General features: G+C 30.3%; 21 protein-coding genes and 1 other annotated feature. Of the genes, 14 read left to right on the top strand and 7 right to left on the bottom strand.

What is annotated here, in order from left to right; translation table 11 throughout:
- Window positions 1-74 precede the first annotated feature (74 nt).
- Window positions 75-254: a hypothetical protein gene (locus HMPREF9629_RS11490; RefSeq protein WP_081466038.1), complete on the bottom strand. Its 180-nt coding sequence runs from the start codon at window positions 252-254 to the stop codon at window positions 75-77.
- A complete protein-coding gene (gene rlmD, locus HMPREF9629_RS04285; RefSeq protein WP_009525125.1) occupies window positions 221-1582 on the bottom strand; it encodes a 23S rRNA (uracil(1939)-C(5))-methyltransferase RlmD in 1362 nt (453 codons plus the stop codon). Before rlmD ends, HMPREF9629_RS11490 begins: the two co-directional genes overlap by 34 nt.
- A gap of 276 nt (window positions 1583-1858) precedes the next feature.
- Between rlmD and HMPREF9629_RS04280 the strand changes: the two genes are divergently transcribed.
- The 3 genes from HMPREF9629_RS04280 to HMPREF9629_RS04270 are packed head-to-tail and all read left to right on the top strand — an operon-like array spanning window position 1859 to window position 3704.
- A complete protein-coding gene (locus tag HMPREF9629_RS04280; protein WP_009525124.1) occupies window positions 1859-2467 on the top strand; it encodes a class I SAM-dependent methyltransferase in 609 nt (202 codons plus the stop codon).
- A gap of 45 nt (window positions 2468-2512) precedes the next feature.
- Window positions 2513-3004, top strand: a complete 492-nt coding sequence (locus HMPREF9629_RS04275) for a DUF6935 domain-containing protein (RefSeq protein ID WP_009525123.1) — start codon at window positions 2513-2515, stop codon at window positions 3002-3004.
- A 46-nt stretch (window positions 3005-3050) separates the two neighbouring features.
- Window positions 3051-3704, top strand: coding sequence for a hypothetical protein (locus HMPREF9629_RS04270; RefSeq protein WP_009525122.1), 654 nt, complete (start codon window positions 3051-3053; stop codon window positions 3702-3704).
- Between the two features lie 203 nt (window positions 3705-3907).
- On the opposite strand, the gene trpB is transcribed toward HMPREF9629_RS04270, so the two are convergent.
- Window positions 3908-5152 carry a tryptophan synthase subunit beta gene (trpB, locus tag HMPREF9629_RS04265; protein WP_009525121.1) on the bottom strand — a complete coding sequence of 415 codons (1245 nt, stop codon included), beginning with the start codon at window positions 5150-5152 and terminating at the stop codon, window positions 3908-3910.
- Between the two features lie 64 nt (window positions 5153-5216).
- Window positions 5217-5462, bottom strand: a binding site (T-box leader).
- Window positions 5463-5927: 465 nt separating this feature from the next.
- Here trpB and HMPREF9629_RS04260 point away from each other — a divergent pair.
- A complete protein-coding gene (locus HMPREF9629_RS04260; protein ID WP_009525120.1) occupies window positions 5928-6761 on the top strand; it encodes a pyruvate, water dikinase regulatory protein in 834 nt (277 codons plus the stop codon).
- A 110-nt stretch (window positions 6762-6871) separates the two neighbouring features.
- Window positions 6872-9499 (top strand): pyruvate, phosphate dikinase, encoded by a 2628-nt coding sequence (gene ppdK, locus HMPREF9629_RS04255; RefSeq protein ID WP_009525119.1) that lies wholly within the window; start codon window positions 6872-6874, stop codon window positions 9497-9499.
- A gap of 445 nt (window positions 9500-9944) precedes the next feature.
- Here ppdK and HMPREF9629_RS04250 read toward each other — a convergent pair whose 3' ends face one another.
- The 4 genes from HMPREF9629_RS04250 to tyrS all read right to left on the bottom strand — a co-directional run bounded on the left by HMPREF9629_RS04250 (window position 9945) and on the right by tyrS (window position 13227).
- The gene (locus HMPREF9629_RS04250) at window positions 9945-10496 is read right to left on the bottom strand and encodes a TerD family protein (protein WP_009525118.1); all 552 of its coding nucleotides are present in this window, start codon (window positions 10494-10496) and stop codon (window positions 9945-9947) included.
- A 10-nt stretch (window positions 10497-10506) separates the two neighbouring features.
- On the bottom strand, window positions 10507-11364 hold the full coding sequence (locus tag HMPREF9629_RS04245) for a tRNA 2-thiocytidine(32) synthetase TtcA (protein ID WP_009525117.1): 858 nt from the start codon (window positions 11362-11364) through the stop codon (window positions 10507-10509).
- 306 nt (window positions 11365-11670) lie between these two features.
- Entirely contained in the window at window positions 11671-11862 is a 192-nt protein-coding gene (rpmB, locus tag HMPREF9629_RS04240; protein WP_009525116.1) for a 50S ribosomal protein L28, read from the bottom strand.
- A 138-nt stretch (window positions 11863-12000) separates the two neighbouring features.
- Window positions 12001-13227, bottom strand: coding sequence for a tyrosine--tRNA ligase (gene tyrS, locus HMPREF9629_RS04235; RefSeq protein WP_009525115.1), 1227 nt, complete (start codon window positions 13225-13227; stop codon window positions 12001-12003).
- Window positions 13228-13680: 453 nt separating this feature from the next.
- Between tyrS and HMPREF9629_RS04230 the strand changes: the two genes are divergently transcribed.
- From HMPREF9629_RS04230 to HMPREF9629_RS04190, 9 genes are all read left to right on the top strand, one after another.
- Entirely contained in the window at window positions 13681-14925 is a 1245-nt protein-coding gene (locus tag HMPREF9629_RS04230; RefSeq protein WP_009525114.1) for an S-layer homology domain-containing protein, read from the top strand.
- Between the two features lie 130 nt (window positions 14926-15055).
- Window positions 15056-15559 (top strand): heme-binding Shp domain-containing protein, encoded by a 504-nt coding sequence (locus tag HMPREF9629_RS04225; protein ID WP_009525113.1) that lies wholly within the window; start codon window positions 15056-15058, stop codon window positions 15557-15559.
- Between the two features lie 317 nt (window positions 15560-15876).
- Entirely contained in the window at window positions 15877-16749 is an 873-nt protein-coding gene (gene isdE / locus HMPREF9629_RS04220; RefSeq protein ID WP_009525112.1) for a heme ABC transporter substrate-binding protein IsdE, read from the top strand.
- 11 nt (window positions 16750-16760) lie between these two features.
- Window positions 16761-17747: a FecCD family ABC transporter permease gene (locus HMPREF9629_RS04215; RefSeq protein WP_009525111.1), complete on the top strand. Its 987-nt coding sequence runs from the start codon at window positions 16761-16763 to the stop codon at window positions 17745-17747.
- Window positions 17734-18492 (top strand): ABC transporter ATP-binding protein, encoded by a 759-nt coding sequence (locus tag HMPREF9629_RS04210; protein ID WP_009525110.1) that lies wholly within the window; start codon window positions 17734-17736, stop codon window positions 18490-18492. Before HMPREF9629_RS04215 ends, HMPREF9629_RS04210 begins: the two co-directional genes overlap by 14 nt.
- A gap of 157 nt (window positions 18493-18649) precedes the next feature.
- The gene (locus HMPREF9629_RS04205) at window positions 18650-19174 is read left to right on the top strand and encodes a flavodoxin family protein (RefSeq protein WP_009525109.1); all 525 of its coding nucleotides are present in this window, start codon (window positions 18650-18652) and stop codon (window positions 19172-19174) included.
- Window positions 19175-19494: 320 nt separating this feature from the next.
- On the top strand, window positions 19495-19857 hold the full coding sequence (locus HMPREF9629_RS04200; protein WP_009525108.1) for a YbaN family protein: 363 nt from the start codon (window positions 19495-19497) through the stop codon (window positions 19855-19857).
- Between the two features lie 218 nt (window positions 19858-20075).
- Complete coding sequence (locus HMPREF9629_RS04195; protein ID WP_009525107.1) at window positions 20076-21839, top strand: ABC transporter ATP-binding protein/permease; 1764 nt, start codon at window positions 20076-20078, stop codon at window positions 21837-21839.
- Complete coding sequence (locus HMPREF9629_RS04190) at window positions 21808-23448, top strand: amino acid ABC transporter ATP-binding/permease protein (RefSeq protein ID WP_009525106.1); 1641 nt, start codon at window positions 21808-21810, stop codon at window positions 23446-23448. The genes HMPREF9629_RS04195 and HMPREF9629_RS04190 overlap by 32 nt, the downstream gene beginning before the upstream one ends.
- The last annotated feature ends 225 nt before the right edge of the window (window positions 23449-23673 follow it).

Here is a 23673-nt window from a genome sequence, read left to right as displayed (position 1 = left end):
TCTCCATTCAAAAATATATTTATTAAAATTACAAGTATTTTATATATCTAAATTATCAATCTTTCTTAAAACCTTTATATTTCATAATTCTTTGTATCTCCACACATCATATCAATGCAAACATTCACATCTATATAATTTTTCAGGACTTTTTTTCTTCCACCTTCGCCATCTTCATTAAAGACATAATGTTTGTAAAACTGCTTAAAATGCAGGATTTTTATGATTTCACTCTTTGTATCAACGCTATGCACTCCACATGATAACTGTTTGGAAACATGTCCACACCTTTTACATTTTTTATCTCATATCCAGATTCTTTCAATATTATCAAGTCTTGTACGAGCATTTTTGGATTACATGATATATATAATATTTCTTTTGCATTAAAATCTATTATATCTTTTAGAGCTTTAGGGTTTATCCCTGCTCTTGGAGGGTCTAATATGATAAGCTCTGGATTATCGCTTAATTTAGAGACTTCTTCTTTTACATCTCCTGCTATAAATTCAACATTGCTTATATTATTTGCGATTGCATTTTTCTCTGCCATTTCGACGGCTTCTTCGATTATCTCTATTCCTATCACTTTTTTTGCTCTTTGAGACATACTTATACCGATTGTTCCCGTACCGCTATATAGGTCAAAAATAAGATTTTTTTCTCCAGCGATCATATTCATAGCTGTTTTATACAAAACTTCGGCTCCTTTTGTGTTAGTCTGGAAAAAAGAAAATGGCGAAATTTTAAATTTTTTATCTAACAATATATCATAAAAATAATCTCTGCCATATAGAATTTCAATTTTTTCCGGAGTAACTGTATCTGAAAAAGAGTCATTTAAAGTGTGTAATATTCCAACTATATTGCCGTTTAATTCAATATTTGCTAATATATTAATATAGTCTGTTAAATCAAAATCTATTTGGCTTGTTGTCACTATGTTTATTAATAGTTCTTCTGTGTTTATCCCTTTTCGTATTACTAAATGTCTTAAATATCCTTCGTGACTCATTATATGATAATGTGGAAGACCTTGTTTTCTGAAATATTCACCTGTTGTTTTTAAAATTTTTCTGTAATCTTCATCTATTATTTTGCAATCTTCTACATCAACTATACTCATGGATGAATTTTTTCTGTGAAGACCTATAAGTAAATCTCCGTCTTTTTCTTCATTTCCGAATGTAAACTCCATTTTATTTTTGTATTCTTGTTGTATAGGGCTTCCTACTACATCAATGTTTTCTATTTCTGTATGTCCGAATTTGTGAAACAGTTTTAATAATTGCTCTGATTTCAATTTCAGTTGATTTTCATAGTTTACACTTAGTATGGTGCAACCTCCGCATCTGCCAAAATTACTACAGACATCTTCTGTTTCAAGATATGATTTTTCTGTTACTTCAAGTATTTTAGCTTGAATTTTGTCTTTTCTTTTTTTCTGTATTACTGCTTTCACTTTTTGACCGATAATGCCACCTTTCATTGTAACTTTCTTGTCAAACTCTGTGATATTTAAAGATTCTCCGCCAAATATCATTTCATCTATGTTGAACTCAATTATTTGCTTATTTTTCATTTAAACTCCTTATTTATTATTCAATAATGTTTTATTATTATATTTTGATAGTGTATCGTATAATTTTTATTGAATATTTGCATTACTTTACAAGTATATCAATATATATAACAGATTGCAATTATATATTGAAAATTATAGTGCTATGCACTATAATTTTAAGTAAGCTTATTGAATTTGATAAAATTTCAATGTAGAGGGAAATAACCGACATTTTAAAGATAATATATCAGTATTTTATATATAAGAGTCTTATATTAAATGGAGGGACAATCTATGTTTTGGGACAAAGTTGCAAGATTTTATGATATTTTTGAAAAATTGTATAACGGAGAAGTAAATTGTAAACTTGTTATTGCAGTTTCAAACATGGTTGAATCAAGTGACAGAATACTTGAATGTGCATGTGGGACAGGTATGCTCAGTAAAGGAATAGCTCTAAGATGTAAAGAGCTTATAGCTACTGATTTTTCTGATGGAATGCTTAAACAGACAAAGAAAAATTGTAAACATATGAATAATGTGAAGATAAGAAAAGCTGATATAATGAGTCTGAATTTTAAAGATGGCGAATTTGATAAGGTTGTTGCCGGAAATGTAATACATCTGCTTGATTTTCCATATGAGGCATTGACAGAATTGATACGAGTTTGCAAAAATGGAGGAAAGGTGATAATCCCTACATATGTAAATAATGAAAATGTTGGAAAAACTAACCTGTTTGTTCGCTTGCTTAAAAACTTAGGGGCTGATTTTAAGAAACAATTTGATTTTAAATCGTATATTGAATTTTTTAAAACAGCAGGTTATATTGAAAATGTCGAGTATATTTTAATTGAGGGTAAAATGCCTTGTGCAATTGCAATAATCACTAAAATAGGTTAATTGAAACTTTTAAAATATAATATAATTCTATAAGGGAGGTAAAACATGGAAAAATTTACTTTTGCATTTATACCTAAAAATGTTGAGGAGTTAAAGACAATTCCGCAAGCTACATTGGATTCTCCTTACAAAACAGCTGCTCTTTCATTATTGGTGCTTTGTAATTATGAAAACGATGTTGAAGAAACTCATGCAATGTTAGATTTTTTGAGAGGTCCTGATCCGCTTACACCGATGGCAAAACAGTTTTTAAGAGATCGCTTGAGAGGGAAAAATTATAAAACTTTTTCTTTCTTTGAAGGAGCTTATAAAACTAACAATTATACGCCTTCTATGCCATATACAATAACAGTTACAGAGAATCCATATTCTTTTCCTGAAGATAATTGGGCTACACTTTATGTAAAAAGCGGAGGGGCTGATTCTCTAAGACCGATAAAACTTCGTAAAAAACCGTCTACAGGTCAATGGTTTATAAATGACATACAATGTCTTTCCGACATTAGACTTCCTGAATCTGAAGATCCTTGGGCATAGATAAAAAAGTATTGACAAATTAATCTTTGCAAAAGGAGAGCGTGATATGATTAGAAGATTTGAAAAAGTATGTGGAAATTATGTTGAAATGATTTACGGTCAAAAAAGACTTGGTTATAGTATTAGCGATACCGTTGGTTTTTATGATATGTTTGAATTGCAAAAAGAAGGTGAACGTCAAGGTTCTGACATTATATTTTATGATTATGAGAATGGAAAAGTTTATGAGCCTTTTGAAAAAGAAAAAAATGTGATTTATGATAAACCTATATATGCTAAAGGAGCTTATTATTTTTTGAAAGGGGATTTCAATAAAAATATAATGACTCTTTTCAAATATTTACCTGAAGATTTACCTGAAAAAATAACAGAGTTGAATATAGGTGACATGAATCTGTATAATCTGAAAATTATTGGAGATGAAGTATATATTATCAGTGAAGATGAGTATATAGTATCTTATTATCCTAAAAGATTTCAATTTCCGTTGGAGCCTAATGAATGTGTTTTGCTGATTGATAACGATAAAGTATTTATAGAGGCTTGGATTGAAGAGGGCTGGGACGATGAAAAACATTGTGCTACTGATGAATATAAATACTATCATAAATTGATTGTCAAAGATTTTTTTGGTAATTTATTGTCTGAAGAGATAGGCTCATTAGATCAAAATCCGGATGGAAATTGGTGGATTTCATAAGATTAAATATTGGATATGTCTGAAAAGTGATGATTTCAATATAAATTACCACTTTTCGGACATATTTTTATAGTAAACGTAATAAATTCTCTTTGATACAATCACACAGAGTATTTTTTAAATGATAAACCTAATACATTATTTATATTATTTTTATCAAATTTATTTTATAATCAGTTAATAATATAAAATGATACATACAATTACTTATTGATAAATTCTGTTAAAAATTTCTCTCCTGTACCATATTTTTCATATACAAAGTCAATATCTTTATCTCCACGACCTGAAAGATTTACAAGTATAGAGCCTGAATTTTGATTTTTAGCATATTTTATTGCGTATGCCAAAGCATGTGAGCTTTCTATTGCTGGAATTATTCCTTCATAACGGGATAGTAAGAAAAATGCTTGCATAGCCTCATCATCATTCACAGCTTCGTATTTTATTCTTCCGCATTCTCTCAAATATGCGTGTTCAGGTCCGACAGACGGATAGTCAAGTCCGCTTGCTATAGAGTACACAGGCAACGGTTCTCCGTTTTCATCTTGTAAGAGCATACTTTCAAAACCATGAAGAACACCTTTTTTTCCAAATTTCATACTTGCCGCATGTTCTCCTATGCCATTTCCTTTTCCGAGTGGTTCTACACCAACAATATCAACCGGTTCTGACAAAAATGCTTCAAACATTCCTATTGCATTAGAACCTCCACCTACAGCTGCACAAACTATGTCAGGTAAAATACCTGTCATTTCTTTGAATTGTTCTTTTGCTTCAATCCCTATAACTGATTGAAAATCGCGAACTATCATAGGAAACGGATGAGGTCCTACAGCGGAGCCTATACAATATATTGCATCTTTATATTCTTTTAAATATGCTTCAAATGCAGAGTCTACAGCCTCTTTTAATGTTTTAAGACCGTGTGTTGCAGGAATTACATTTGCACCGAGCATTTTCATTCTTATTACATTAGGGTGCTGTTTTTTTATGTCAACTTCTCCCATATATATATCACATTCCAAACCGAAATAGGCTGCTGCTGTAGCAAGCGCAACACCATGTTGTCCGGCGCCTGTTTCGGCAATGAGTTTTTTCTTACCTAAGAATTTAGCGAGCAAACCTTCGCCCATACAATGATTTAGTTTATGTGCGCCTGTATGGTTAAGATCTTCTCTTTTAAGATATATTTGACATTTTCCGAGCAATGAAGATAAGCGCTCACAATGATAAACAGGAGTAGGTCTGCCTTGAAACTCTTTTCTGATTCGTCTTAATTCATTTATAAAACGTGCATTATGACAGATTTCCAGATATGCCTGTGTAATTTCTTTAAAAGCAGGAACTAATTCAGGAGGTAAAATCATTCCTCCGTATTCACCGAAATATCCCTTTTCATCAGGAAAGTTTTTTAAATAGTTATAAAAATCACGATATGTTTTCATATTATTAAATCCTTTCATAATTAAATAAAAAACGTCTTATCTCATAGAAAATAATAATTCAATGAGACAAGACGAAATATCCTGCGGTACCACTCAAATTGATGCCTAAAAGCATCCACCTTTAACACGTACTGTCATACGCTCCGCTTAATAACGACTGCGGTTTGCCGTCCGATTGCTACTTAGGTTTAATCCTGTTCGTTCGCCCTCATAAGTCCATTCGGTATATACATATCTGCTATGTTCTCAGCCACCACAGCTCTCTGTAAGTTATTGTTATGTACCTACTATTCTTATTCAAAGGTTTATGCGTCTAATATTAACATTTTAAAATTTTCTTGTCAAGCGGTTATTTTAAAAATAATTTTCATATACAGTTTTATCAAGTTTAATATGTTATATTTGAATATTATATTAAAAAATGTTTATTAGATAGTAGCATAAACTTATACTATTTTATAATAAAATTATGGATAAATTATATTGCAAACCTAAATCAATATAGATAGTTTATTGCAAAAATTAACTATTATAAATTTTCATTATTCTATAAGATTTTAGTATTAGAGTATACAAGTTTTAAGTGTTTTATATTATCTTGAAAAATGCAATTATAGATATTCAATTATAGAGAATTTGGAAAAATAAAAAATGCTATAAAAGCCGAATATATCTTGACAATTTAGACAAAAAATTATATATTTATATAAAGGAAATAGATTTCCGAATATAAATATTATATTGATTTAAGCTTGTTTGAAAGGAACTTATTTGAATGGATACCTTAAATATATTCATACTTTCGGACTCTCTCGGTAATACTGCTGAGCATGTTGCAAAAGCTGCAATGTCACAGTTTGAGGCTAACGGTTTTATAACGAGAAAGTTTCCGTATGTTACTGATATATCTATGTTAGACAGTATATTTGAAGAAATTAAATCTCACAAAAATGTTATTATATTATATACTATAGTACATAAACAAATAATAAGTGAAATAAAGAATTTTGCATCGAGAGAGAATATAAAAGAGATAGATTTATTGTCTCCTATAGTATCTTCTATACAAGATATAACAGGGCTTATTCCTCTTGATAAGACAGGTATGCTCAGAAAGCTGAATGATTTGTACTTTAAAAGAGTAGAGTCTATAGAGTTTGCGGTCAAATATGATGACGGAAAGGATCCGAGAGGGGTTTTAAAGGCGGATTTGGTAATACTTGGAATATCAAGGACTTCAAAGACACCGTTATCTATGTATCTTGCCAATAAAAATATAAAAGTGGCAAACATACCTTTGGTGCCGGAGTCTACACCTCCAAAAGAAATATATCAGGTACAGGCACAAAAAGTAATAGGACTTACAAATTCTCCTGAAAAACTCAATGAAATAAGGACAGAGAGACTTAATGCACTTGGATTGCCGACAGGTTCAAGTTATGCAGATATGAATAGAATACTTGAAGAAATTGATTATGCTGAAACGATAATGAAAAAGATAGGATGTCCTATTATAAATGTTGCAAATAAAGCCATAGAAGAAACAGCAGAGATTGTAATTTCCTATTTAAAAAGAAATGGGGTAAAGATAGATAATGAAATAATATAAGTTATATTATATGGCTTTTAATACTATTTTTATAAAATTATTTTGTTAAAAGCTGATAGTTGACCGGTTTTTGGAATATTCAGATTATTTAACATTTAGGAGGAGTTATAATGGCAAAAAAATATGTTTATGACTTTAAAGAAGGCAATATGTCAATGAGAGGCTTGCTTGGCGGAAAAGGTGCTAATCTTGCAGAAATGACCAACATAGGATTACCGGTGCCACAAGGATTTACAATAACTACAGAAGCTTGTCTTAAATATTATGATGAAGATAAAAAACTTTGGGATGAATTGTTAAAAGAAATTGATGAACACTTGGAGACAGTAGAAAAATTGCAGGGCAAAAAATTTTCAGATGCCAACGATCCTTTACTATTCTCAGTTCGTTCAGGAGCAGTTATATCAATGCCCGGAATGATGGATACAATACTTAATCTCGGTCTTAATGATGAAACTGTAAAAGGGCTTGCAAGAGCAACAAATAATGAAAGATTTGCATACGATTCTTACAGAAGATTTATACAAATGTTTTCTGATGTTGCAATAGGAATACCTAAAGTACTTTTTGATACAAAATTGGATAATATGAAGGAAAACAAAGGTGTTACTCAAGATACGGAGCTTGATGCGAATGACTTGAAGAAACTTGTGGAACAATTTAAAGAAGTTTATAAACAAGAGATGAAAGAAGATTTTCCTCAAGAGCCTAAAAAGCAATTATACAAAGCGGTTGAAGCTGTATTTTCTTCTTGGAATAATAACAGAGCAATAGTATACAGAAACTTAAACGGTATATCTCATGATCTTGGTACAGCTGTAAATGTTCAATCTATGGTTTTTGGTAATAAAGGAGAAACATCAGGAACAGGTGTTGCATTTACAAGAAATCCTGCAACAGGAGAAAACAAACTGTTTGGCGAATTTTTGATGAATGCACAAGGTGAAGATGTAGTTGCCGGTATAAGAACTCCAAAGAGTATTGATACATTAAAGGAAATAAATCCTGATTGTTATAAGCAATTTGTTGATACAACACATATCTTGGAAAATCACTATAAAGATATGCAAGATATTGAGTTCACAATAGAAGAAGGAAGATTATTCTTCCTGCAAACGAGAAATGGAAAAAGAACAGCTCAAGCAGCAGTAAATGTTGCAGTTGATTTGGTTGAAGAAGGACTTCTAACAAAAGAAGAAGCTATAATGAAAGTAGAGCCTAAACAATTGGATCAATTATTGCACCCTACATTTGAGATAGAGGCACTTAAAAAAGCTACTATGCTTACAAAGGGTTTACCTGCATCACCGGGTGCTGCATCAGGAAAGATATATTTTCATGCAGAAGAGGCTGTTGAGGCAAGTAAAAAAGGTGAAGAAGTGTTGCTTGTAAGACAGGAAACTTCTCCGGAAGATATAGAAGGTATGGTATGCTCTCAAGGTATATTGACTTCAAGAGGAGGTATGACATCACATGCTGCGGTTGTTGCAAGAGGAATGGGAAAATGCTGTGTAGCAGGATGTAGCGAAGTGAGAGTGGATGAAGAATTAAAAACTTTAAGAGTAGGCGACAGAGTGTTTAAAGAAGGCGATGAAATATCACTTGACGGCTCAACAGGAGCAGTATATGATGCAAAAATAGCAAAAGCAAAAGCTGAGTTATCAGGAAAATTCGGCAAGTTTATGGAGTGGGTAAACGAAGTAAAATGTTTAGGTGTCTACACTAACGCTGATACACCAAGAGATGCAAAACAAGGAAGAATATTCGGTGCTGAAGGTATAGGGCTTTGCAGAACTGAACATATGTTCTTCAGTGAAAACAGAATACCGGCAGTTAGAAGAATGATAATATCAAGATCTTTGGAAGAAAGAGTAAAAGCTTTAAATGAACTTTTACCGATGCAAAGAGAAGACTTCTATGGAATATTCAAAGAAATGAGAGAATATCCGGTAGTTATAAGATTACTTGATCCTCCACTACATGAATTTTTACCTAAAGGAGAAAAAGATTTACAAGATATAGCGAATTCAATGGGTATTTCTTATGAAGACATAAGAGATAGAGTTATCGAACTTGAAGAATTCAATCCGATGCTTGGACATAGAGGTTGCAGACTTGCAGTAAGCTATCCTGAAATAGCAAGAATGCAGGCAAGAGCAATAATAGAGGCAGCTATAGAAATAAAATCCGAAGTTCCTAATATAAAACCTGAAATAATGGTACCGCTTGTAGGTCATGTAAATGAGCTTAAGTTTGTAAAAGAACAAATGGTAGATGAAATAAATAAGGTTTTTGCAGAAAAGGGCGAAAAAGTTGAATATCTCATAGGAACTATGATAGAAGTACCAAGAGCTGCACTTACAGCAGATCAGATAGCAACTGAAGCGGACTTCTTCAGCTTTGGAACAAATGACCTTACACAAATGACATTCGGATTTTCAAGAGATGATTCAAGCAAATTTCTTGCAGATTATAACAATAAAAAAGTATTTGATTTTGCACCGTTTGAACAAGTTGACCAAATAGGAGTAGGTAAGCTTATGAAAATGGCAGTAGAAGACGGTAGAAAATCAAATCCTGATTTGATACTCGGAATATGCGGAGAGCATGGAGGAGATCCTTCATCAGTAGAATTCTGCAACGCTTTAGGTTTGACATATGTATCTTGTTCACCATATAGAGTTCCGATAGCAAGATTAGCGGCGGCACAGGCAGTGATAAAACAAAAACAGAAATAATGATTTATTTAATACTAATACCTATTTGACTAATTTATATTATAAAAAATAATAATTCGTTTTTTGATGATTATAAGTTGAAAATATTCATTTGTTTTATCAGGTATTAGTATAAAATGAGTTAATAGGACTTATTCATTAAATAAAAAATGGCTATCATCGATGAAATAAAATATTGATGAATAGCCGTTTTTTATTATATTATACTAATATCTGTTTAATTAACGTATAAACTTTATATAAGTTATTTATTTTAAGTATACTTAATTTTGCTTATACTAAAATCTTATAGAATAATGGAAAATCATAGCAATTAATTTTTCTGGTAGACTATGTATATTAATTTTATATAATTATACAAGTTATCCATAATTTTATTAGAAAATAGTATTAGTTAATAAATTCTTAAAAATAGAAATATCTGTTATTATATTAACTTTTAGAATTAAACTTTAAATTGCTCAGATTTTATGCTGTAAGATTCTAATATTTTTTCAATAGGGTCATCTATATTTTTTAATTTTATGTTTATTATGGAATTCTTTTCGTTTTTTTCTATTTCAAATATATACATAAGATAGAAGTTACTGTCATCAAAGCTATAAGAATATATATTCTCGCCTTTCGTGTCAAATATATCAGATATTTTAGCGATTCTAAAAGATACTTTTCCACAATTTTTCTTCTGTGATTGATTTAATATTGCAAATTTTATGTGTCTTATACTACTCGGTATAGATGCAAGATTTACGAGTATGACTTCGTCATCAGCTTCGGAGTTTCCTGTTTTGTTGTCTCCTGTGTGAAATAGAGCCCCTGTTCTTGAAAATAAGTTGTTATAAAAAATTAAATCGGCTTTATTAAGAAATTTTTCGTTTTTATCCAACATTATAGCCAGCAGGTCAAAATCTATTTCTTCGCCGTTGGAAAAATTTTCCCATGATAAGCCTACAAGCAGTTTATCATCATTTTTTAGTGAGATAATTTCATTTTGCATAAAGACTCCTCTAATAATTTTCTAAATAGCTATGTGATTTTCCATCTAAGTTATACCCTAAAATACAGTCTGTATAAACATTTTGAGCTGACATAAATATATTTTTATCTACATTAGGGTTGGATTTTTTCATTTCTTCTATTAAATCTTTTACTTCATATCTTTTTGAGCCTGTTTTTTTTGCAGCCACCATACATGCACAGTTAAGTACGTTGATACCTGCGTTTTGAGTGAAGCGTATTATGTTTTTTTCTTCTATATAGTAAAGTGGACGTATTAATTCTATTGAGTCGAAATTCTTTGATTTTAACTTTGGAAGCATGGTTTTGTAAGAGCCGGCATATAATACATTTAGCATTGTGGTTTCTATGACATCATTAAAATGATGTCCAAGCGAAAGCTTATTACAATTAAGGCTTCTGGCAATGTTGTATAAAGCGCCTCTTCTCATCTTTGCACACATATAACAAGGATAGTCGCCTGCTATTTTGTCGGCAATTGCAAATACATCTGTATCGAATATTTTTATAGGTATATCAAGATATTTACAGTTATCCTCCAAGAGTTTTCTTATATCTTTATGATATCCGGGATCCATTACTACAAATTCAGCATCAAATTTTATATTGCCATGTTTTTGTAGTTCTTGAAATAATTTTGCCATGAGTATAGAGTCTTTTCCGCCTGATATGGCTACCGCAATTTTGTCATTTTCAGATATGAGGTTGTAATCTCTTACGGCTTTTGTAAATTTTGACCATATATCTTTTCTGTATTTTTTGATAATACTTCTTTGTATTTCATCAAGGCTTATTCTGTCATTTGTTATATTCAGAGTTTTACAGTAATTATCGCCTAATTTTCCCATTGTTTATAAAACCTTTCTTATTTAAAAATTGTTGTGTTTATACTATTACCTAAATTTATACGAAATTATTTACTTTCTCTTGAAAAGATATATTGCATATACTACAATAAATTTTTATTTTGACTAAAGAAAAATTTTTAATGTAGTTTACTATTATAAATAGGTATATTATAAAAATGCTGAATAAAATGTGTTTGATTAGAGAGGTGATTGCATTTTTTGTGTTCTGAAATTATACGCTTTTAAAATAATGTGATTAGCTTAATAATTTATAATAAAAAAGACTGCTTACAGCAGTCTCATTTATTATACAGCTCTTTGAACTTTTCCAGAGCGTAAACATCTTGTGCAAACTCTTACTCTTTTTGGCGCTCCGTTAACTATAACTTTAACACTTTGAAGATTAGGTTTCCATTTTCTTCTTGTGTGACGATTTGAGTGGCTCACGTTGTTTCCTGTTGTAGTTCCTTTTCCGCATACTTCGCATACAAATGCCATATATATAACACCTCCATTATTCTCAATTAACTAAAATCAACATTTAATATATTAACATAAAAAAATATAAAAATCAATAATAAATTAAAAGTTTTGTGTCAGAGATCCTACATAAAATTATATTAGTTTTTGATTTAATTATTTAACTTTTACCTGATGAAAAGTTTTTTTACCTTTTTTTATCATTATTATGTCATTTTTTAGCATAGATGAATTTATTTTGAAGTCTTTACTTGTAACCTTTTCGTCATTTACCGTTATACCGCCTTGTTCGACAAGACGCCTCGCTTCAGATGATGAAGGTGCTAAAGCAGTCATTTTTAATAATTCCAATATATCTATGCCGTTATCAAGCTTATCTTTATCAACAAGAGTTGTAGGAGCGTTTTGTGATACACTGTTTGATGAAAATATTGCTCTTGCAGCCTCTAAAGCTTTATCAGCTTCTTCTTTTCCGTGGACAAGTTTTGTAGTTTCGTATGCTAAAACTTCTTTTGCTTCATTTATTTTGTTGCCTTCCAAACTACCGAGTCTTCTGACTTCATCCATAGGTAAGAAAGTAAGTAGACCTAAACATTTTTCTACTGATGCATCTTCAATATTTCTCCAATATTGGAAAAATTCATAAGGTGAAGTTTTATCTTTATCAAGCCATAATGCACCTGACATTGTTTTACCCATTTTTTTGCCATCTGATGTAGTAAGTAGATTAAATGTCAAAGCATATGCTTTATTTTGAGATTTTCTTCTAACTAAATCTGCGCCTGCGAGTATATTGGACCATTGATCATCTCCACCGCATTGAACTTTGCAATCATATAATTGATTCAGTTTGTAAAAATCATAAGCTTGCATAATCATATAGTTAAATTCCAAAAATGAAAGACCTTTTTCCATTCTGCTTTTAAAACATTCAGCGGTTAACATTCTGTTTACAGAAAATTCTGCGCCAACTTCTCTTAAAAAAGGAATATATTGCAGTTTCATAAGCCAGTTTGCGTTGTTTTCCAATATGGCTTTATCTTCGCTGAAATCTATAAATCTGGAGAGTTGCTCTTTGAATCTTTCGGCATTATGGTTAATGTCATCTTCTGAAAGCATTTTACGCATATCCGTTCTTCCAGACGGATCTCCTACCATAGTAGTACCTCCGCCTAATAAAACGATAGGTCTGTGTCCTGCAAGCTGCATATGTCTCATGGCTATTGCCTGTAAAAAATGCCCTACATGTAAAGATTCGGCTGTTGCATCATATCCTGTATAAAATGTTACACGTTCGTTTGCAAATAACTCCCTTAATTCATCTTCATGCGATGTTTGAGCTATAAAACCTCGTTCTTTTAGAGTATCAAATACATTTGCCATTTCAATTACCCCTTTTAATTTTAAATTATTGCTTAGAATTATATCATAAATTGTTAAAATGTTCTATCGTTTTGTTTGAAATATAATTGATTGTTAAAATATTTGAACATATCTTATATTCAAATAGTATTCGGTATAAAAGTTTAGATTATTTATATAAAGCTTGAATATTTTTTTATTGTTTGATGATTTTTATAAGCGTTAATATAATAATTTTTATTATATGTTGTAAATTTTCAATTTGATTTATTATATATTTGATAATTTCAATATTTAGATATGAAATTACAATTGACAATTTATAGTATATGATATAAAATTAAACAAGATAATAAAAGATGATATTGAAAAATATAGTTTTTAATTTTATATTAAAAATATTATTGAGAAATCTATAATAAATTTTTTGCTTTTTTATTATGCAATTGACTTGCTATAAATGGGAGGGATTTTATGAAAAAAACAGCAAGAAGGAAATTGGCGTTGACATTGTCATTGATAATAAGCTTAGGATTTCAAAGAAGTGCATTCGCGTCTAATTATACATATAAAGCATATATGAAAGGCTATCCTGACGGCAGTTTTAATCCTGCAAAGGTAGTCACAAGAGCCGAAGTTGCCGTTATGATTTCAAATCTTATAAGAGATGGAGAACAAATAGATAGAAATGTAGAATTTACAGATGTAAAAAAAGGAAATTGGGCATATGACAGCGTAAACTATCTCAGAACAAAAAATATAATAAGCTCCGACAATGGAGGTAAGTACAGCGTAAAAGATGATATGAGCAGAGCTGAACTTTGCAGTGTGATAGTTAAAGCATATAATCTTACAAAAGAAGATGGAGTAAGCAAAAAATTTTCAGATATTGAAAAAAATGAATATAAAGATTACATAGAAATAATGGTTTCAAACGGATATATGTCGGGCTATCCTGACGGTACATTCAAACCTGACAAGAAAGTTTCAAGAGCAGAGATAGCGAGCATATTAAACGATGTGCTTGGCAGACCTAAAGCAATAGAAGAATTAAAGAAAATGAACGGCAATCTTGTGATACCGAAAGATGTAAGCATAAACTATTGGGCTTACTCCAATATAGTCAGTGCTATAAATGACCTTAAGGAGCAAGATACAGTTCAAGATAATATAACAAAAGATAAAAAGGAAGAAAAAATTCTTGAAAAAGCAGATAAAAAACACACTGAAAAAGTAGATTATAAAAATTTAAAAGACGGAGAATATAAAATTTCTGTAGGTATGTTAAAAGCGGAAGGTCAAGATACTCCAAGTGAATTGTCTATGGCAAATGACTCTATAGAGCATAAGGCGATGTTAAAGGTTGAAAATGGTAAAGCTAAATTGTATTTAGTTACCAAACCTATGGCATTAAAAAGTTTTGGTGAGCAAAAAGGACATTTGCAAAATGCTTGGTATTACGGAAGCAAAGAAGATTATTATAAATCTTTGACAGATAAAAATACAGGTAATTTAAAATCAGTTGAAATCACGGATAAGTATAATGATAAAGCATTTGATACCGATGATGTAAAGAGCTATCCGAAGACAATAGCATTTCCTGTAGAGATCGGTACAGATTTTATATATATTAAGATAGAAGTGGATGTTATGAACTCTTTAGGAGGAATAAAACCGGATGCGGCAATAAAATTGGATTGGAGTTCACTTGAAAAATAAATAGTAAAAATAAAAGTAATAATTAATGAGCTTGCAGTATAAAAGTTTATTTTTTAGATTTTATTATAGTTTTTTATATTGATATTTAGAGTTCGCACTATTTATATAATATAAGAAAAGGAGAGAGATTATGTTAAAAAAAATATTATCAAGCATTATAGCTTTAAGTTTTATTTTTACGATTTTTGTATTAAATATAAATGCTCAAGATTTAGAAAGCAAAGTATATTCTGTAAAAAATACGGCTCAATACGAAAATCCTATAACTAAAGAGTTGGAAGATCTGAAAATAAAAGAAGGTCAACCTAAATACAAGAGCAAAAAAGCTATCGGAGATGGAATGAGCAGATCTATATTGGGCAAGTATTCTCTTTTGGACAATACAGGTAAAACAAAGACTTTAACTATAAAAATAGGACTTGCGGATGTTTGCAAAGATTATAAAATATCAGTGAAAAATGTAAAAGATGATAAATATAAAGAAGTAAAATTTAAAGTAGTAAAAGAAGATAAAAAGAAAAAGACAAAAGATATAAAATTTGAAGTGCCTACAAATGAAGCATATATAAAAATATCGGCATATGTAGACCCTATGGGCAGAGATATAACATTTTTTTGCCCAAATGAGCAGTAAAGATGCGAAAGAAGGGGCGAAGGAATTTAATTCACAGAAGATGACTACAAAAGCACCTTCTACTGATGAAGAATAATTAAAATGAAAGATGCTCTTCATAATTTGGAAGAGTATCTTTTTGCGAATACATAAATTAGATATATTATTTAAATCTAAACAAATTAATATTGATTTTAAATTTACTCGGTTTATTATTAAAAACATAGAAATCATTATTTTTCAATGGAAATAAAAGTAGCAGATATAATATATCGGTATAAAATATTTTTATAAAATTTGAAAGATAATTAATATTGATAATCAGGGAAAGGAAAGTTATGAAAAAGAGATTTATAGGAATGATTGTACTTATATGTATGATTATGACCGGTTGTGTAGATCAGCACCAAAAACCACAAGGTCAATCAGGAACGCAGACGAGAATAATAGCTACATCTGTTGCCATATCACAGATTACAGATTTGTTGGGATTGGATTTGGTTGGTATATGCGATACGAAGTCATTTAAACTGCCAAAAAGATATGAAAGTGTAACTCGTGTAGGTATGCCTATGGGGCCTGATATGGAAATAATGCGTTCTCTTAAACCTACACAAGTGTTCAGTCCTACATCTTTACAAAGCTTTTTGGAGGAACAATATAAAGAAGCAAAACTGCCATATAGATTTTTGAATATGTCAAGTGTCAGCTCTATGTATGATTCAATAGACGAAGTGGCAAAAGAATATGGAAAAGAAGAAGAAGCAAAAAAACTCAGAGATGAATATGAAAACTTGCTTAAAGATTATCAAGAGAAGAGAAAAGATAAAGAAAAACCTAAAGTTCTCGTGCTTATGGGTTTACCTGGTTCGTATGTAATTGCTACGAATAATTCTTATGTAGGCAATATGGTGGAGCTTGCAGGCGGAATAAATATTTTTAAAGATGACGTTGAAGAATTTTTGCCAATAAATACGGAAGAACTTGTAAAAATGCAGCCTGATATAATATTGAGAACTTCCCACACTATGTCGGAAGAAATTATGGACGAGTTTGATGAAGAATTTAAAACAAATGATATATGGAAACACTTTGACGCTGTAAAAAATAACAGAGTATATAATTTGGACAACAAGTATTTCGGAATGTCGGCAACAATGGCTTATAAAGAAGGACTAAAAATATTAGACGAGATTTTTTATGAAAAGTAAAGAGGTGTTTTGTGTTAAAAAAAATTTTTGCTTTTATTTTTCTAATAATTTTACTGATAATTCTACTATTTGTTGCAATAAGAAGCGGAAGTATAAACCTTACTTATACACAAATTTTTAACGGATTATTTATAAAATATGATGAAGAATTTGCTACAATATATGATTTGAGATTTCCGAGAATATTGGTAGCTATACTTGCAGGAGCGGGACTGTCAGTGTCTGGAGTTATGTTTCAGGCGGTTATGAAAAATCCGCTTGCAGATCCCGGTACTATAGGAATATCATCAGGTGCAAGTTTTATATCTATGATTGTTACGTTTATGTTTCCTAAGCTTTATTTTTTATCTCCGCTTTTTGCCTTTATAGGTGGAGTGCTGGCTTGTATTTTAGTTTATACACTTTCTTGGAAAGATGGACTTAAACCGCTTAGAGTAATACTTGTGGGTGTGGCTGTAAATGCAGTATTTGTAGGGCTTTTAAATGCTATAAACGCTATGAGCGGAGGCAGCCAAAATTCGGTTACCGCCATAGTAAATGCAAATATAGCTCAAAAAACTTGGAAAGACGTATCATTATTGTCAACTTATATAAGTATCGGTATGTTGCTCGCATTAATATTTTCAGGTCGTTGCAACCTGTTAGCTTTAGAAGATAAAACTATAAAAAGTTTGGGAATAAATGTAAACAGATTGAGAATATATATATCGGCAATATCTTTATTACTTATAGGAATATCAACTGCCGTAGTAGGAGTGATAGGATTTATAGGGCTTATTGTGCCACATATGTCAAGAATGTTGGTAGGTAATGACAATAGAGTATTAATACCGTACTCTATAATATTAGGTGCATTTGTGATGTTGCTTGCAGATACAGTCGGCAGAATGATAATAATGCCTTTTGAAATACCGATAGGAGTATTTATGTCGGTATTCGGTGGACCTTTTTTCATAATCCTGCTTAGAAAAAGTGAGGGCACATATGAGAGTCAATGATTTATATTTTGCATATGATAAAGAAGATATTATAAACGGAATTTCCTTTGAAATTAAAAATAAGAAGATAACCACACTTCTTGGAGCTAACGGATGCGGAAAATCTACGCTATTTCAATTGTTGACAAAGAATTTAAAAGCAAGACATGGGCAAGTGCTACTTGAAGAAAAAAATGTTCAGGATATAAAGTTGAAAGAATTTGCACAGAAAGTAGCAATAGTTCATCAATATAACACAGCTCCTGCTGATTTGCCTGTGAAAAGACTCGTTTCTTATGGAAGAATACCGTTTTATAAACATTTTCAAACACAAACAGACAAAGACAAAGAAATAATAAATTGGGCATTGGAAGTAACTAATTTAAAAGAATTGAGCAACAGACATTTAGGACAGCTGTCAGGGGGACAAAGACAAAGAGCCTGGATAGCCATGGCGTTGGCACAAAAACCTCAAATATTATTTTTAGATGAGCCTACAACATATCTTGATGTGAAATATCAAATAGAGATATTGAGATTGATAAAATTGCTAAATAAGGAATATAGTATGACAATAGTTATGGTATTGCATGATATAAACCAAGCTATTCATTACAGTGACGAGATAATAGGAATGAAAAAAGGTAAAATAATATTCCAAGGTGATCCGCAAAAAGTGATATGTGAAGAGAGCATACAAAATATGTATGGAATAAATCTCAAAGTGGGTTATTTAGAAAATCAAAAATATGTACTTGCGGTATGATATAGAATAAAAATTTTCGTAAATAATTTAGAATTTGTTTATTTATAAAACAGGATAATGATATATTTATATAAACTTTTTCGATTTGAGATTATAAATTTATAAAAATATATCGTTAATTGAAAAAATAAGACAAAAATTATTATTAGGAGGAAATATGAGAACTTTAATAATATATTCAAGTAAGACGGGAAACACGAAAAAGATGGCTTATGGAATATATGAAGGTCTGAAAGATGAATACGACTTGAATATAGAAGATATGGACAATATAAAAGATTTAAGCATACTTGATGATTATGATACTTTGGTTGTGGGTTTTTGGATAGATAAAGGTACAGCCAACTCATTGGCAAAAAAATTTATAAAAAATATAAAGAATAAAAATATTGCGCTATTTGCAACCTTAGGTGCAGATCCATCATCAAAACATGGACAGGATGTTATAAAAAATATGAACAGGCTTGCAGACAAATCAAACTGTCTTATAGAAGTAGGTATTTATAACGGACTTGTAGATCCGAAATTACTCGAAAAGCTTAAAACAAAACCGCCTCTATTTTTGCCTAAACCGATACTCAACAAAATGATAAGCTCCGGAGAAAAATCAAGAGAACCTAATGAAGAAGATATAAATGATGCTATTGTAAGATTTTCTAAGGCATTGAAAAAAGTGTCATAATTAAAAATATAGATATTTATACAATATGATTTACTTATAGAATTATATATAATTATTTTTATATAAGTTATGAAATTAATTTTTTGTATTGAACAGATACAATTTGTTTTATAGAAATCTCAGAACAAGGCAGACGAATATATCTTGAATGTGTGTATTAAAATGATATAAGCGAAATTATATACTAATGACGTAAATATACGCTTTTAAGACAAATTTTGATAAGTTGAAATTTAACAATATTAGTAGACTTTTAAGATTATATTTTTTTAGAGAATATACATTTTTATAAATATATATTATACAGAATTGGAGAGCATATGAAATATATAGTACTAACAATAGGATTCATATCACTTGCGCTTGGAATAATAGGAATATTCATTGTGCTTTTGCCTACGACACCGTTTTTATTGTTGTCAGGAGTTTGTTTTGCAAAAAGCTCAACAAAAGTAAATGAATGGTTTAAAAATACCAAGATATATAAACAGTATATTGAAAGTTATGTAGAAAACAAAAGTATGACTAAAAAGAGAAAAATATCACTTCTTGCAATGGTGACAGTTCTTTTATTAATAGGTATATTTTTAGCGAAAAGTATTCATTTAAAAGCGTTTATGGGTGTGGTATTATTGGCACATTATTATTATTTTATATTTAGGGTAAATACAGCACAGGAATAATTATATTTTTATTGTAATACTAAAATTTATTTAAAATGTAAAGTAATACTGATGAATATAATAAAAATTCATTGATTTGTGGTGTTTTTATAGGATTTTAACTTATTAGTAGCCTGTAAAACTCGTGAAATAAAGATTTTTATCTAACTGATATGAAAATATACTTTATTTATCAGCATTACTTCAATATCAAAAATTATGATAAAGGAGAACCGAATTTGATAAAAAAAAGGTTGATTCAAGAAGCGCCGGAAGGTATGAAACACATAAAAAATATAGTGTTTTTTAATTGGATATGCCTTATATGTAATATAGTATCAATATATTGCATATCAATTATATTACAAAAAACAGTTGATAGAAGCATAGACATAGAAACTGTTAACATAAATGTAGCTGTTATAATAATTCTAACAGCAGTAAGATATTTTTTCAGATTAAAAGTTGCAAAACAAAGTTTTTTAGCAAGCGGTAAGATAAAATACACGCTTAGAGATAAGTTATACCAAAAAATGATAAGTTTTGGTACAAATTATGCACAAAAAGTATCTATATCACAGGTAACTCAATTATTCAGCGAAGGTATAGAACAAATGGAGATATATTTCAGCAGATATCTTCCGCAATTTTTTTACAGCCTTATCGCGCCGCTTACATTATTTATTGTGATAAGTGTACTTAGCATCAAAACAGCATTAGTGCTTATGCTTTGCGTACCCCTTATACCTTTGTCTATAATAGCGGTACAGAGATTTGCCAAAAAATTATTTGCAAAATATTGGGGTAAATACACCAAACTCGGCGATGATTTTTACGAAAATCTGCAAGGTCTTACAACGCTGAAGATATATGGAGCAGATGAAAGACAGCAGAAAAAGATGAACGATAATGCCGAAAACTTTAGAAAAATAACCATGAGCGTATTGGTTATGCAACTCAATTCCGTATCGCTTATGGATTTGATAGCATATATGGGAGCTGCACTTGGTGTGATATTTGCGACGATTGAACTTATAAACGGAAGAGTAAATATAGGTCAGGCATTTTTCATAATGATGATTTCTTCAGAATTTTTTATACCGCTTAGAATATTAGGTTCGTTTTTTCATATAGCTATGAACGGTATGTCGGCAAGTGACAGATTGTTTACGATATTAGATATGCCGGAAGATAATGGTGATAAACAAGACGTAGAAGAATTTGCAGATATAGAAGTAAAAAATTTATCTTTTTCATACAATGAACAAAGAACAGTATTGCAAGACGTGAATACTGTTATTAAAAAAGGAAGTTTTGTAGGTATTGTTGGAGAAAGCGGTTCAGGGAAAAGTACGCTGGCAAATTTACTTACATTGCAATACAGACATTATACAGGAGATATACTTGTAGGAGATGTACAAATTAAAGATATATCATCATCAAGTCTTTGGAATAATATATGTTTAGTAAAAAATGAAAATTATATATTCAAAGGCACTGTGAGAGAAAATTTAATTATTGCAAAAAAATCCTGTAACGATAAGGATATGATAGATGTATTACAACGAGTAAATCTTTGGGATTTTTTACAGACAAAAGAAGGGCTTGATACAAAACTTGCAGAAAATGCAAGCAATCTGTCAGGAGGTCAAAAACAAAGATTGGCCATAGCAAGAGCATTATTAAAAGATGTAAATATCTATATTTTCGATGAAGCTACATCAAATATAGATGTAGAAAGTGAAGAAATAATACTTGATTGTATAAATTCACTTAAAAAGAAGAAAACAATACTGCTTATAAGTCATAGATTGGAAAATGTCAAGCAGGCGGATAATATACTTGTATTTGAAGAAGGAAAACTTGTTGAACAAGGTAATTTAAATCAGCTGTTAGAGAATAAAGAACAGTTCTATACACTTTATACAAAACAGCAAGATTTGGAAAATTTCAAGAAAGGAGCAGATGATTATGAACAAGAGCAAGTTGTCTTTAATATCTGATTTATTAAAAATAGTTAAGCCATTGTTTCCTATAATGATTATTACAATAGTTATGGGAGTTATAGGATTTATCTGTTCTATTGGAATACCTGTACTTGGCGGTATTGCTTTGCTAATATATATGGGTGAACTTACAAAGATAACATATAATCATATATTTTATGCAGTTATTATACTTGCAGTTTTGAGAGGTGTACTCAGATATGCGGAGCAGTATTCAGGGCATTATATAGCGTTTAGAGTCTTGGCTATAATAAGAGATAAAATATATACCGTACTTAGACGCTTATCTCCTGCAAAATTGGAAGGCAGGGATAAAGGTGATTTAATTGCGCTTATAACTACGGATATAGAACTTCTCGAAGTTTTTTTTGCACATACTATTGCACCTGTGTGCATTGCATTTTTTATGGGCTTGATAATTTTATTTATAATGTATCAGTATAGTGTAGTAGCAATGTTTATATTACTTATTGCATATTTGACTACATCAATATTTATTCCAAGACTTATAACAAGACTTGGAGAAGAAAAGGGCAAAAAATTTCGCTCCGATTTTGCAACACTCAGCAGTTATGTGCTTGAAAGCCTAAAGGGATTAAGAGAAAGTATGCAATACGGTAACACAAAAGAACGTATGGATACTATGCAGAATATGACAGAAAAATTGGAAGACACAAATAGAGAACTTAAAGAATATGAAGAGCTTACAAAAGCACTTAGTGATTTAACGGTAATAGTTACAGGAATTACAATATTTTTATACACGATGTTCGTAAGGGAAGTGACAAATGCGCCTTTTGAGATGGTAGTAATACCTACCGTACTTTCATTATCATCATTCGGTCCTTTCATAGCGCTCAGCAATCTTTCTAATAATCTTTTGCAGACATTGTCAAGTGGACGAAGAGTTTTAGGTTTGCTTGAAGAACAGCCTCAAGTTGAAGAAAATATATCAGAAAACATAGCAAAATATGAAGATATAAATATAGATGATGTAGATTTTGCATATGATTCAAAACAAATTTTCAAAAATGCAAATATGAATTTTGAAAAGAATAAAATCATAGGTATATTAGGCAAAAGTGGTAGCGGTAAATCTACAATGCTGAAACTTATTATGCGTTTTTGGGATGTGAATAAAGGTAAGATAAACATAGGTGAAGAAAATATAAAAGAATTGAATACAAAAAGTCTTAGAAATATACAAAGCTATGTAACGCAGGAAACAGTATTATTTCAAGGCACTATTGAAGAAAATATAAGAATAGCAAGAGAAAATGCTCCCATTGAGGAAATTATAGAGGCGAGTAAAAAAGCGTCTATACACGAATTTATAGATAAATTACCGGATAAATATGATACGCCTATAGGAGAAGCGATTAATCAATTAAGTGCAGGAGAAAAACAAAGAATATCTATGGCAAGAGCCTTTTTGCACGATGCGCCTATATTGCTTTTGGACGAGCCAACAAGCAATCTCGACAGCTTAAACGAAGCTGTTATACTTAAAACTATTAAACAAGAAAGCCGAAATAAAACAGTTATTTTAGTATCGCACAGAAAGTCAACATTGGCAATAGCGGAAAAAATATATAAAGTAGAGTAGAAGTCAGGCAGGATATATTTTATAATATATCCTGTTTTTGTTGCGGAAAATTAATAATCTATGTTTATTAATTATGATATTGAGTATAATTTTATTTTATTATTCATTTGACAAAATAATTCATTTGTAATATAATAACTAATGCAATAAGTTTGTTTTATCATATGAAACTTACAGGACTTTTAATATTACATATCATCGTTAAAAATATTAAATTTTATTGAT

The sequence above is a fragment of the Peptoanaerobacter stomatis genome, from assembly GCF_000238115.1.
GTDB classification, from domain to species: domain Bacteria; phylum Bacillota; class Clostridia; order Peptostreptococcales; family Filifactoraceae; genus Peptoanaerobacter; species Peptoanaerobacter stomatis.
The sequence above is the reverse complement of the archived record's forward strand: the minus strand, read 5'-3'. Positions and strand labels throughout refer to the sequence as shown.

Bases quoted from the DNA above. Each gene is read 5' to 3' on its own strand.
- HMPREF9629_RS04225 (WP_009525113.1), top strand. From the start codon at position 15,056: ATGTTAAAAAAAATATTATCAAGCATTATAGCTTTAAGTTTTATTTTT.
- HMPREF9629_RS04270 (WP_009525122.1), top strand. From the start codon at position 3,051: ATGATTAGAAGATTTGAAAAAGTATGTGGAAATTATGTTGAAATGATT.
- HMPREF9629_RS04200 (WP_009525108.1), top strand. From the start codon at position 19,495: ATGAAATATATAGTACTAACAATAGGATTCATATCACTTGCGCTTGGA.
- rpmB (WP_009525116.1), bottom strand. From the start codon at position 11,862: ATGGCATTTGTATGCGAAGTATGCGGAAAAGGAACTACAACAGGAAAC.
- HMPREF9629_RS04250 (WP_009525118.1), bottom strand. From the start codon at position 10,496: ATGCAAAATGAAATTATCTCACTAAAAAATGATGATAAACTGCTTGTA.
- HMPREF9629_RS04230 (WP_009525114.1), top strand. From the start codon at position 13,681: ATGAAAAAAACAGCAAGAAGGAAATTGGCGTTGACATTGTCATTGATA.
- HMPREF9629_RS04280 (WP_009525124.1), top strand. From the start codon at position 1,859: ATGTTTTGGGACAAAGTTGCAAGATTTTATGATATTTTTGAAAAATTG.
- trpB (WP_009525121.1), bottom strand. From the start codon at position 5,152: ATGAAAACATATCGTGATTTTTATAACTATTTAAAAAACTTTCCTGAT.
- HMPREF9629_RS04245 (WP_009525117.1), bottom strand. From the start codon at position 11,364: ATGGGAAAATTAGGCGATAATTACTGTAAAACTCTGAATATAACAAAT.
- isdE (WP_009525112.1), top strand. From the start codon at position 15,877: ATGAAAAAGAGATTTATAGGAATGATTGTACTTATATGTATGATTATG.
- HMPREF9629_RS04205 (WP_009525109.1), top strand. From the start codon at position 18,650: ATGAGAACTTTAATAATATATTCAAGTAAGACGGGAAACACGAAAAAG.
- tyrS (WP_009525115.1), bottom strand. From the start codon at position 13,227: ATGGCAAATGTATTTGATACTCTAAAAGAACGAGGTTTTATAGCTCAA.
- HMPREF9629_RS04275 (WP_009525123.1), top strand. From the start codon at position 2,513: ATGGAAAAATTTACTTTTGCATTTATACCTAAAAATGTTGAGGAGTTA.
- HMPREF9629_RS04260 (WP_009525120.1), top strand. From the start codon at position 5,928: ATGGATACCTTAAATATATTCATACTTTCGGACTCTCTCGGTAATACT.
- HMPREF9629_RS04190 (WP_009525106.1), top strand. From the start codon at position 21,808: ATGAACAAGAGCAAGTTGTCTTTAATATCTGATTTATTAAAAATAGTT.
- rlmD (WP_009525125.1), bottom strand. From the start codon at position 1,582: ATGAAAAATAAGCAAATAATTGAGTTCAACATAGATGAAATGATATTT.
- ppdK (WP_009525119.1), top strand. From the start codon at position 6,872: ATGGCAAAAAAATATGTTTATGACTTTAAAGAAGGCAATATGTCAATG.
- HMPREF9629_RS04210 (WP_009525110.1), top strand. From the start codon at position 17,734: ATGAGAGTCAATGATTTATATTTTGCATATGATAAAGAAGATATTATA.